General features: G+C 39.4%; 9 protein-coding genes. All 9 read left to right on the top strand.

Annotation, left to right across the window (positions count from 1 at the left end; all coding sequences use genetic code 11):
- Positions 1–105 precede the first annotated feature (105 nt).
- Positions 106–1,650 (top strand): tRNA (N6-isopentenyl adenosine(37)-C2)-methylthiotransferase MiaB, encoded by a 1,545-nt coding sequence (gene miaB, locus ACOZBY_RS01735; protein ID WP_031419051.1) that lies wholly within the window; start codon positions 106–108, stop codon positions 1,648–1,650.
- On the top strand, positions 1,651–2,088 hold the full coding sequence (locus tag ACOZBY_RS01730) for a RicAFT regulatory complex protein RicA family protein (protein WP_012293354.1): 438 nt from the start codon (positions 1,651–1,653) through the stop codon (positions 2,086–2,088).
- Between the two features lie 132 nt (positions 2,089–2,220).
- Positions 2,221–2,877, top strand: a complete 657-nt coding sequence (gene cotE, locus ACOZBY_RS01725; RefSeq protein ID WP_012293355.1) for an outer spore coat protein CotE — start codon at positions 2,221–2,223, stop codon at positions 2,875–2,877.
- Positions 2,878–3,004: 127 nt separating this feature from the next.
- Positions 3,005–5,575 carry a DNA mismatch repair protein MutS gene (mutS, locus tag ACOZBY_RS01720; RefSeq protein ID WP_031419054.1) on the top strand — a complete coding sequence of 857 codons (2,571 nt, stop codon included), beginning with the start codon at positions 3,005–3,007 and terminating at the stop codon, positions 5,573–5,575.
- A gap of 15 nt (positions 5,576–5,590) precedes the next feature.
- Positions 5,591–7,453, top strand: a complete 1,863-nt coding sequence (gene mutL, locus ACOZBY_RS01715) for a DNA mismatch repair endonuclease MutL (protein ID WP_036215013.1) — start codon at positions 5,591–5,593, stop codon at positions 7,451–7,453.
- Between the two features lie 17 nt (positions 7,454–7,470).
- Entirely contained in the window at positions 7,471–8,964 is a 1,494-nt protein-coding gene (gene glpK / locus ACOZBY_RS01710; RefSeq protein ID WP_036167503.1) for a glycerol kinase GlpK, read from the top strand.
- A gap of 18 nt (positions 8,965–8,982) precedes the next feature.
- Positions 8,983–10,629: a glycerol-3-phosphate dehydrogenase/oxidase gene (locus ACOZBY_RS01705; protein ID WP_031419058.1), complete on the top strand. Its 1,647-nt coding sequence runs from the start codon at positions 8,983–8,985 to the stop codon at positions 10,627–10,629.
- 3 nt (positions 10,630–10,632) lie between these two features.
- The gene (locus tag ACOZBY_RS01700; protein WP_198694681.1) at positions 10,633–11,550 is read left to right on the top strand and encodes an alpha/beta fold hydrolase; all 918 of its coding nucleotides are present in this window, start codon (positions 10,633–10,635) and stop codon (positions 11,548–11,550) included.
- Positions 11,537–12,439, top strand: coding sequence for a tRNA (adenosine(37)-N6)-dimethylallyltransferase MiaA (gene miaA / locus ACOZBY_RS01695; protein WP_012293361.1), 903 nt, complete (start codon positions 11,537–11,539; stop codon positions 12,437–12,439). The genes ACOZBY_RS01700 and miaA overlap by 14 nt, the downstream gene beginning before the upstream one ends.
- The last annotated feature ends 19 nt before the right edge of the window (positions 12,440–12,458 follow it).

The raw sequence follows: 12,458 nt of genomic DNA, 5'->3' as shown, positions 1-12,458 counted from the left end.
GACATTTGAAGCGCAAGCCTTGTAGGAAGTATCAACTATTCAGTATAATAGTAAGATGGAAATTCAAGTGCATGGATTTCGTTTGAAAGGAGTTACCTGATTGCGATGAATGAGGAACAACGCTTAGCTAATCAACAGGTCAATCAACCAAAAAAAGAAGACAAGCCTGAAAAGGATTACAGTAAATATTTTGAGAAGGTCTTTACGGCACCTTCCTTAAAAGATGCTAAAAAACGTGGCAAAGAAGATGTGAAATACCATAAGGATTTTAACATTGACGAACAATTTGCAGGAATGGGTAAAGATCGTACTTTTTACATTCGTACTTATGGCTGCCAAATGAATGAGCATGACACAGAAGTAATGGCTGGTATTTTTATGCAGCTGGGTTACACACCAACTGAAATAATTGAAGAGGCTGACGTGGTCTTGCTGAATACATGTGCCATTCGAGAAAATGCTGAAAACAAAGTATTTGGAGAACTTGGTTTCCTGTTGAAATATAAACGAAAAAACCCAGAGATGCTAATCGGGGTTTGTGGCTGTATGTCGCAAGAGGAATCTGTTGTTAATAAAATTTTAAGAAGCTATCCACATGTCGATATGGTTTTTGGAACGCACAATATTCACCGCCTACCAAACATTCTTAAGGAAGCTTACATGTCGAAAGAGATGGTCGTAGAAGTTTGGTCAAAAGAAGGCGATGTGATTGAAAATCTGCCGAAAAAACGCCTTGGTTCCATTAAAGCATGGGTTAATATTATGTATGGTTGCGATAAATTCTGTACGTATTGTATCGTACCGTATACACGTGGAAAAGAGCGGAGTCGTCGTCCAGAGGAGATCATTGCTGAGGTTCGAGAGCTAGCGGCAGCGGGCTATCAAGAGATCATGTTGCTTGGTCAAAATGTCAACGCTTACGGGAAAGACTTTGAGGATATCGAATATCGTCTTGGTGATTTAATGGATGCTTTAAGAAAAATTGATATTCCAAGAATTCGTTTTACAACGAGTCACCCTCGAGATTTTGATGATCATTTAATCGAAGTACTTGCAAAACGTGGTAATTTAGTAGAGCATATTCATTTACCAGTACAATCTGGCTCTAATGACATTTTAAAAATTATGGCTCGTAAATATACACGTGAGCATTTCCTGACATTAGTAGAAAAAATTAAGGCTGCCATTCCTGAAGTAACATTAACGACAGATATTATTGTTGGCTACCCAAATGAAACAGAGGAACAATTCGAGGAAACGCTTTCCTTATACCGTGAAGTTGGCTTTGAGGCAGCATTTACGTATATATATTCTCCTCGTGAAGGGACACCGGCTGCAAAAATGGTCGATAATGTACCTGAAGAGGTGAAAAAGGAACGACTTCAACGTTTAAATGAAGTTGTGGGTGAGTATTCTCGTAAAGCCTTAGAGCGTTTAAATGGTGAGGTTGTCGAAGTGTTAGTTGAAGGAACAAGTAAACGACGAGATGATGTGCTAGCAGGCTATACACGTAAAAATCGTTTGGTCAATTTTAAAGGACCAGCAGAAGTAATTGGTCAATTAGTAAAGGTTAAAATTATCGAGACTACATCTTATTCACTTACTGGTGAGTTTTTGGAAGTCGTAAAAAATGAAAAGGTGGAAGCGTAAATGACACAAATCTTATACACAAAAGAAGATTTAATTAAAAAATCACATGAAATTGCACATATGATTGCAAATACACCAGAGGTTGAATTTTTCAAAAAAGCAGAAGCTCAAATCAATGAAAATCAACAAGTACGTGAACGAATTGCTAGTCTAAAAAGTTTACAAAAACAGGCTGTTAATTTCCAACACTTAGGGAAAGAAAAAGCGCTTAAAATGATTGAAGATAAAATTGCAAAAATCGAAGAAGAAATTAATGATATCCCAGTTGTTCAACAATTTAAAGAATCACAAGGCGATGTTAATGATTTATTGCAATTAGTATCGAATACAATCGCTAATAATGTAACAAATGAGATTATCCGCTCAACAGGCGGCGATGTGCTACGTGGTGAAACGGGTTCATATGTAGATAATTCTCAACCAGGTAGCTGTTCTTAACAGATTATAGAAGTAAAGCTCGAATGACAGCATTCGAGCTTTTTTATGTTCATTTCTATGGAGGAATGCTCATGCTATAGCAGTCATCTTTCTGAAAGAGTTCTAGAGGAATCATTTAATTCTCTAAAATATATGTTCACCCAATGGGCGCAACCTGCATATGATGGAGTGAAAAGAGTCGAAGGAGGAATTGCGCTGAAACGTTTACGACAAATCGTGACGAAAGCAGTAGTTGCCAAAGGGAAGAAGAGAACGGAAGAGCGTGTAACATTATCACCAACAAATAAACCGACAAGTATTTTAGGATGCTGGGTAATTAACCATACTTGCTCTGCTAAAAGAGTCGGGAAATTTGTAGAAGTAACAGGGAAATTTGATGTCAATGTATGGTATGCCTACAGTAATCATTCGAAGACAGCTGTGTTTTCGGAAACAATTCACTATAAAGACAAAGTGAAGCTTCACTATCGAGAAGGGGAAATTAGTGTTGGTGATGATGTTCGTGTACGGGTAATACAAGAACCAAATTGTATTGAAGCAGTTATTTCTTCATGTGGTACGAAATTTGAAATTGTAGTGGAACGTGAAGTGGTTGTGGAAGTAATGGGTGAAACAACAATTTGTATTAGTGTACATCCGCTAGATTATGAAGAAGACTGGAGCTTTAATGATGAGAGTTCATCATCCTCATCCTCATCTAGCTCGAGCTCAAGCTCATCTTCAAGCTCTGATGGAGAAGGTAGGTATGTATTAGAGTCATCATCGTTTCCTGATGAACGACCAAGATAATTTTAGAAACCATCATTTTTCGATACATGCGAAACGCTAGCATCTTAAAAAAGGTGAATGAAGCGTTTCGCATGTATCTTTTGTTATAATAAAAGTATCTATAGGTAAGAGCGAGGTAAATATTTATATGACAACATATACACCAATGATGCAACAGTATCTGCAGGTTAAGGAAGATTACAAGGATGCCTTTTTATTTTTTAGATTAGGTGACTTTTATGAAATGTTTTTTGAGGATGCCATCAATGCCTCACAAATTTTAGAAATTACATTAACGAGCCGAGATGCAGGGGCAAAAGAGCGAATTCCCATGTGTGGTGTGCCGCATCATTCAGCTAAAAATTATATTGAAACGCTTGTGCAAAAAGGCTATAAAGTGGCCATTTGTGAACAAACGGAAGATCCAAAGCAAGCAAAAGGCGTGGTCAAACGTGAAGTGGTTCAACTCATCACACCAGGTACAATTATGGAAGGTAAGACACTTGAAGGGAAATCCAATCATTTTATTGGAGCAGCCGAACAACTGGATGACACAACATTTGGCTATGCATATCTAGATTTATCAACAGGTGAAGCCGTGGCTTCTTCCATTGAAGGCGATGGCAAAGCATTATTAATGCAAATGCAGGCCTATGGTATTCGTGAACTTATTGTAACGGATAGTTTACAGCTATTGTTAGCAGAACATGCTGCAAATGCTGCCATTGTACTGTCAGTGGAAGCCGATGAAATGACGATGGATAAAGCAGCTAGCTATGTAGAAGCTGTTCCGCCAGCCTTACAAATTTCATGCCTTCGATTATTGGCCTATATAGATAAAACACAAATGCGTTCGTTATCACATATTCAAGCATTTACGTTTAATGAAATGAAGCATTATTTACGCATTGATTCTAGCTCAAAGCGGAATTTAGAGCTCATTCAATCCATTCGCGGTGGAGATCAAAAAGGGACACTGTTATGGTTACTCGATGATACCGTCACAGCAATGGGTGGCCGTAAATTAAAACAATGGCTACATCAGCCGCTTGCCACACGCTCAGCTATTGAGTCTAGACTAGCGATTGTGACTGATTTATTGGAAGAATATTTTGTTAGAACAGAGTTACAAACTGCCTTAAAACAGGTATATGATTTAGAGCGTCTAGCTGGTCGAGTTGCTTTTGGCAATGTAGGTGGCCGTGATTTAGCACAATTACGAGATTCGTTGCGCCAAGTGCCAGCTATTCAGCAGCAGCTAATGGGTGCAGGTAAGGAGACCCTCCAACAAATAGGGGTAGCACTCGATACATGTACAGATGTTGAGGAACTTTTAGCAAAAGCCATAACGGACAATCCACCTATTACCATTAAAGAAGGTGATGTGATTCGAGACGGCTATCATGGACGATTAGACGAGCTTCGATATGCCGCCCGTAATGGTAAGGATTGGATCGCTCAGTTGGAGCAAGAGGAGCGACTAAAAACAGGCATTAAAAACTTAAAAATAGGCTATAATCGCATCTTTGGTTATTATATTGAAATTACTAAATCTAATATTCATTTAGCGGATTTAACTCGTTATGAACGTAAACAAACGCTTGCTAATGCAGAGCGCTATATTACACAGGAACTAAAAGAAAAAGAAGCGTTGATTTTAAATGCTGAGGAAGAAAGCCTAGCACTAGAGTATCACTTATTTGTAGAAATTCGAGATGCATTAAAGGAATTTATTCCACGTGTACAGGCACTGGCAGCGAGCATAAGTGAGTTAGATGTTTTGCTAAGCTTTGCTAGCATCTCAGAAAAATATCGTTTTACAAAACCACAATTCCATAATGGACGAGCGCTCGAAATCATTGAGGGTCGCCATCCTGTTGTGGAAAAAATGTTAAACAAGCAAATGTATGTACCAAACGATTGTGTGCTAGAGGAGCAGAACAACATGATGCTTATTACGGGACCAAATATGTCTGGTAAAAGTACCTACATGCGTCAGGTAGCATTAATTGTCGTCATGGCACAAATGGGCTGCTATGTACCTGCTGAAAAGGCTAAGCTACCTATCACTGACCAAATTTTCACTCGCATCGGAGCAGCTGATGATTTAGCAGCTGGGCAATCAACATTTATGGTGGAAATGCTTGAGTCTCAACACGCCATTATGCATGCCACAAAAAACAGTTTAATGTTATTTGATGAAATTGGGCGAGGAACCTCTACTTATGATGGGATGAGTTTAGCTCAATCCATGATGGAGTATATTCATGACAAAATCGGTGCCAATACGTTGTTTTCTACGCATTATCATGAATTAACAGCTCTTGAAAAGGATTTGCCACGCTTACAAAATGTCCATGTGGCAGCTACCGAAAAAAATGGCATGGTTGTCTTCCTGCATAAGGTGAAAAAAGGCGCTGCTGATAAATCATACGGTATTCATGTGGCACAATTGGCGCAGCTACCAGAAGAAATTTTGGCAAGAGCTCGTGTGCTGTTGGAAAACTTTGAGGCTGGGAACGAAGTAGTGGCTGAAGCACAGAAAATAGCAGAACCACCACTGCAAATGTCTTTATTTACTGAAGAAGAGCCAATGGCACCAGCTGAGGCAGAGGTACTAAAAAAATTAGAGAAAGTTAATATTTTAGGAACTTCACCGATGCAGGCGATGAATATTTTATATGAGTTACAGCAAGAGTTATTAAACATGAAAAAATAAAGGAGTGATACGTTAGTGGGAAACATACAAATTATGGACGAATGGCTCTCCAATAAAATTGCAGCAGGAGAAGTAGTTGAAAGACCAGCTTCAGTTGTCAAAGAGCTAGTAGAAAATGCTATTGATGCGGGAAGTACGTCCATTGATGTTTTTTTACTAGAAGCGGGTCTCACTTCCATTCAAGTAATTGATAATGGTAGCGGTATGGATGAAGAGGACGCTATTATGTCATTCTCTCGCCATGCAACGAGTAAAATTCATCAAGAACATGATTTATTTCGTATTCGTACATTGGGCTTCCGTGGTGAGGCATTAGCATCTATTGCTTCTGTTTCAAAAATGACTCTAATTACATCGAACGGTGAATCTGGTACACATTTGGAGCTGGAGGGTGGTCATATGTTGACGCATAAGCCCGGCCCTTTACGTAAAGGTACAGATCTGACGGTATCACAATTGTTTTTTAACACACCTGCTCGCTTAAAATATATGAAAACTATTCAAACTGAGCTTGGGCACACAATTGACTTAATGAATCGTCTTGCCCTTAGTAATCCGCAAATTGCTTTTAGATTACTGCATAATGGTCAAATATTGCTCCAAACAAACGGACGAGGAGATGTGCAACAAGTGCTTGCTGCCATTTATGGAGTACATAATGCCAAGAAGATGGTGTCCTTCCAAGGAGAGTCACACGATTATCGTATTTCTGGCTATGTGACCCTACCAGAGGTAACTCGTGCTTCAAAAAATTATATGTCTCTATTCGTCAATGGTCGCTGGGTTAAGCATTATTTAGTACAAAAAGCCATTGTTGATGCCTACCATACGTATTTACCAATTGAACGTTTTCCCATTGTGGTTCTTTATATTGAGGGAGATCCATATTTGACAGATGTCAATGTGCATCCTGCTAAACATCAAATTCGTTTAAGTAAGGAGCCAGAGCTTTTAAAATTAATCGAAGAAACTATTCGTGAGAGAATACGTAGCGTTATTCGTGTACCACAAATGGAGAAAAAAGAAAAAATCGTCAAACCAGCTACAGAGCAATTAAATATTTGGAAGCCTGCACCTAAGATAGATGTGGAGAAAATGAACGCAATTGTAGAGAAGTTATATGATGTGCAAACCATTCGAGAAAACCAACGAGAAACTCCAGTAGAGCCAGAGCCTGTTTCTACTATTGTAAAGGATTATGGGCAGACAACTCCGTCATTAGAGGCTGTAGAAATAGAAGAAATAACTATTACCGAGCAACATGAGGATTTAGTAGATGAAACGGGTAAGGAACCGTTCCCTGAGCTGGAAGTAGTAGGGCAAATCCATGGCACATACATTGTCGCCCAAATGGAGGATGGTTTTTATTTAATTGATCAACATGCTGCACAAGAGCGCATTAAATATGAATTTTTCCGGGAAAAGGTTGGTCAAGTTAATCCACATGAACGTCAGGCATTACTGCTGCCACTAACATTCCACTATGCGGCTGATGAGGCACTTTTATTACGAGAACACAAACAAGAGTTAGAAGCAGTAGGCGTATTTTTAGAGGAATTTGGACAATCTTCCTTTGTAGTACGAGAGCACCCTAGTTGGTTCCCTCAAGGTGAGGAACAGGAAATCATTGAAGATTTAATTGAACAGGTGCTGACGACTAAAAAGGCAGATATTAAAAAATTACGTGAAGCCGCAGCGATTATGATGAGCTGTAAAAAATCTATCAAAGCCAATTATTATTTAACGAAAGAACAAATGGAAATTTTGCTTAGAGATTTACGCAAGGCTGATAATCCATTTACATGTCCACATGGACGTCCAGTGCTAATTCATTTTACATCGTATGAAGTGGAAAAAATGTTCAAACGAGTCATGTAGTGAAGAGGGGGAAAATAATGGGCGAATTTATTTTAGCGATTGATCAAGGCACAACAAGCTCAAGAGCTATCTTATTCAATAAAAAAGGTGAAATTAATCATGTAGCACAAAAGGAGTTTCAGCAAATTTTTCCAAAGGCTGGTTGGGTAGAGCATAATGCCAATGAAATTTGGGGTTCGGTTCTTTCAGTAATTGCAACCGTCTTAACAGAAAGTGGACATGATGCTAGCGAGGTCCATGCTATTGGAATAACGAATCAGCGAGAAACAACTGTTGTGTGGGATAAACATACAGGACAGCCTATTTACAACGCCATTGTCTGGCAGTCGCGTCAAACGCAGGAAATCGTGAATGACCTGAAAGAACAAGGGCATGAGGAGCTTTTTCAGCAAAAAACGGGATTACGTCTAGATGCTTATTTTTCAGCCACAAAAATTAAATGGATATTAGATCATGTAGAGGGCGCCCGTGAAATGGCTGACAATGGAGATTTATTATTTGGCACGATTGATTCTTGGATTGTTTGGCGATTATCAAAGGGAAAGGCTCATGTTACCGATTATTCAAATGCAGCTCGAACATTACTATACAATATTCATGAATTACAATGGGATGCGGAACTTTGTCAGTTATTAGATATTCCGATGTCGATGCTTCCTGAAGTGAAAAATTCATCAGAAATTTACACTGAGACGGCAGCAAGTATTTTCTTTGGTGAAAACATTCCGATTGCAGGTATTGCTGGTGATCAGCAGGCGGCCCTTTTTGGGCAAACTTGTTTTACAAAAGGCATGGCCAAAAACACTTATGGTACAGGCTGTTTTATGTTATTGAATACAGGAAAACAGGCTGTAAAATCGAAAAATGGGTTATTGACGACAATTGCTTGGGGAATAGATGGTAAAGTGACCTATGCATTAGAGGGAAGTGTTTTCGTAGCAGGCTCAGCGATTCAATGGCTACGAGACGGACTACGTATGATTCGGACAGCAGAGGATTCTGAAACCTATGCTAAAAAAGTAGCCGATACGGATGGCGTCTATGTTGTACCTGCCTTCGTTGGACTAGGTACACCTTATTGGGATACAGATGCTCGTGGTGCCATTTTTGGGCTAACGCGGGGCACTTCTAAAGAACATTTCATCCGTGCGACACTTGAATCATTAGCCTATCAAACGAAGGATGTACTCGATGCTATGGAAGTAGCAGCCGGGGCACCTATTGAAGTACTCCGTGTAGATGGTGGTGCGGTAAAAAATGAGTTATTGATGCAATTCCAAAGTGATATATTACAGTTGCATGTTGAGCTGGCAAAGCTCAATGAATCAACGGCATTAGGTGCAGCTTATTTAGCAGGACTTGCTACAAATTTTTGGCCAAATCAAGAGGTTTTATCAGCACTGAGGGTAAATGGTCAAACCTACCAGCCGAAAATGGAAAAAGACCAAGCGACAGCTCATTATGCTGGCTGGCAAAGAGCTGTAGAGGCAACACGAATTTTTAAATCTTAGCTATTGGGGGAAAAAGGTATGTTTTCATATGAGCATCGTCCAAAAATTTTATATTATTTAGAGCACTATAGTTTTGACGTTTTAGTCATTGGTGGAGGCATTACGGGTGCAGGTATTGCTCTGGATGCTGCCTCAAGGGGATTGTCCGTTGCATGTATCGACATGCAGGATTTCTCTGCCGGAACATCGAGTCGGTCGACTAAACTCATCCATGGTGGACTACGATATTTAAAGCAATTTGATGTAGGAGTTGTAGCAGAGGTGGGACGTGAACGTGAAATCGTCTATGACAATGCTGTTCATGTGACAACACCAGAAAAAATGCTTTTGCCTTTATATAAAAAGGGTTCCCTTAGCCCAATGACAACATCTCTAGCCTTAAAAGTTTATGACCGTTTAGCAGGTGTCAAAAAACAGGAACGTAGAACAATGCTAAATGCGCAAGAAACCTTAGCATTAGAACCTTTACTCAATCAAGAAGGACTTGTCGGTGGAGGCTATTATGTTGAATATCGTACCGATGATGCGCGTCTTACGATTGAAGTATTAAAAAAGGCTGTTGAATATGGGGCACTTTGTCTTAATTATGCGGAGATGAAGGAATTTATCTACGACAAGAAAAAGCTAATTGGAATTAAAGTAGAAGATCATTTAACAGGACGCATTTTGAATGTACACGCCGCACAAATTGTTAATGCTACAGGTCCGTGGGTAGATGATGTACGTCAAAGGGATAAAGTAGCTGATAATAAGCAATTACGGTTGACGAAGGGTGTTCATATTGTCCTAAATCAAAAAGATTTTCCATTAAAGCAAGCAGTTTATTTCGATATTGCTGATGGACGTATGGCATTTGCTATTCCGCGTGATGGTAAAACCTATGTAGGTACAACGGATACTGTCTTCGAGGGCAATCCAGTACATCCTGTTGCAACACAGCAAGATGTGGATTATTTAATAGAGGCGGCAAAGAAAGTATTTCCTACAGCCAATATTACGAGAGCTACTATTGAATCATCGTGGGCAGGCGTTCGTCCATTGATTTATGAAAAAGGAAAGAATCCTTCAGAAATTTCAAGAAAAGATGAAATTTGGACGGCTCCGAGTGGTTTAATGACGATAGCAGGTGGCAAGTTAACAGGCTACCGACAAATGGCAGAATCGATTGTAGATAAAATTGTAAAAATCCGTCGTTATAAGCATGCGAGCGCATCTATAACTCGAGAGTTATCACTATCAGGAGCAAAGGGGATTAATGCCATCAATTTCCCTGACTATATTGCCTATAAAGCTCGAGAAGGTGTTCAGTATGGTTTAAATTACGATGAAGCTAAGCAACTTGTTCAAAAATATGGCACGAATGTGGATGCTTTATTTGATCGCGTAAAATATTTACATGAGCATGGTAGTACAATGCCACTTACTTTACATGCGATGCTATTATATGGCTTAGAAGCTGAAATGGTCTATACGCCAAGTGACTTCTTTATTCGCCGTACTGGTATGCTGTATTTTGACATTGAAGCAGTCAAGCTTTATAAGCAACAAGTGCTTCAAGTGATGCAACAACACTTGAATTATACGGAGGAGCAACGAAATGCTTATATGGCTGAATTAGACCAAGCCATCTTGGATGCCACTATTTTCGTGAAAGAAGGGGAGTAAGCGATGGAGCGTTATATTCAAATGTCTGATGGCCATTTTGTATTCACACGAACATTAGAATCTAAAAAGCCTTGTATTGGACGTATCCATATATTACATGGCATGGCGGAGCATAGTGGTCGATATTTAAAATTTGCTCACACTCTTCAAAAAGCCGGCTATGTAGTGACGATGCACGATCATCGTGGACATGGTGAAACAGCTGCTTATAATGGAACTTTAGGCTTTTTTGCTGAAAATAACGGCTTTGAACGTGTTGTAGAAGATGCACATGAAGTAATGACTCAATTACATGCACCATTTGTCGACAAACCGTTCATTATTTTTGGTCATAGTATGGGCTCATTCATTACGAGACGCTATATCCAACGGTATGGGGAACTGGTAGACAATGTTGTGCTCTGTGGAACGGGTAATGTTACAGCTTTACACGCAATTGGTAATATCGTGTCCAAGGCTTTAGCCAAAGGTCTTGGTAAAGAGACAGAAAGCAGGCTTCTCAATCAATTAAGTTTTGGTAGTTTTAATAAGCAGTTTCCAAATCCGAAGACTGCCTATGATTGGTTATGCTCTGTACAGGTAGAAGTTCAAAAGTATATAGATGATCCATACTGTGGCTTTATTCCAACCAATCAATTTTTTGTAGATTTGACAACAGGCTTTTCAACCTTGAATCGCAAAAAAGAGATTGCCAAAGTAAGAAAGGATCTTCCAATACTTTTGATAAGCGGCAGTAAAGACCCTGTCGGTGAACAGGGACTAGGAGTGTACGCAGTGGCAGAACAATTAGCAACTGCTGGTGTGGAGGATGTCACTGTTTATTTATTTGAAGATAAAAGACATGAAATTTTAAATGAAGACAATCAAGAAGCAGTCTTTCAAGTATTATTACGGTGGTTAGAAAAATATGATAGAAAATAAATTACAGCAGGCTGAGGTCGTAGCAATTGTGGGACCAACTGCTTCTGGAAAAACAGCGTTAAGTATTGAACTTGCCAAAAAGTATAATGGAGAAATCATTAATGGTGACTCAATGCAAGTTTATAAAGGGCTAGATATAGGTACGGCGAAAATTACGGAAGAAGAGATGGAGGGAGTTCCTCATCATTTACTAAGTTTTCTGGAGCCGACAGCATCATTTTCAGTGGCCGACTATCAAAAGCTAGTAAGAGAGAAAATTGCAGACATACAAGCTCGTCATAAGCTACCGATTATCGTAGGTGGGTCAGGCTTATATGTACAAGCTGTTCTGTTTGATTTCCAATTTACTGATGAAAAAGTGGATGAGGCAGCACGTCAAGCCTATTATGATGAATTAGCGAAGCTTGGTCCCGAGGCAATGCACGATAAATTAAAACAACTAGACCCTCAAACTGCAGAAGCCATTCATCCAAATAATACACGTCGTGTCATTCGCGCATTAGAGATGCTAGAATTAAGCGGTGTATCGAAGGCAGCTGAAGCTCAAAATCGAGGCGAGGTACCTCTCTATAATCACTTGATTTTAGGGCTAGGTCAAAATATGTCACGAGAGGTGCTTTATGACCGTATTAACCGCCGTGTCGATTTGATGATGGAGAATGGTCTTTTAGAAGAGGTCCAAGGGCTATGGCAACAAAATATCCGGGGTGTGCAGTCTATACAAGCCATTGGTTATAAGGAATTATATGATTATTTAGATGGCAAATGTTCACTAGAAGGCGCCATAGACAGCTTAAAACAAAATTCTCGTCGCTATGCGAAAAGGCAACTTACTTATTTCCGCAATAAAATGGATGTCCATTTTGTGATGACAGGTGAACAATTATAAAATTAAAGAAAAATTTCTA

The sequence above is a fragment of the Lysinibacillus sp. NPDC056220 genome, from assembly GCF_049315265.1.
GTDB lineage: Bacteria > Bacillota > Bacilli > Bacillales_A > Planococcaceae > Lysinibacillus > Lysinibacillus pinottii.
This window is presented reverse-complemented; position numbering and strand designations above follow the sequence as displayed.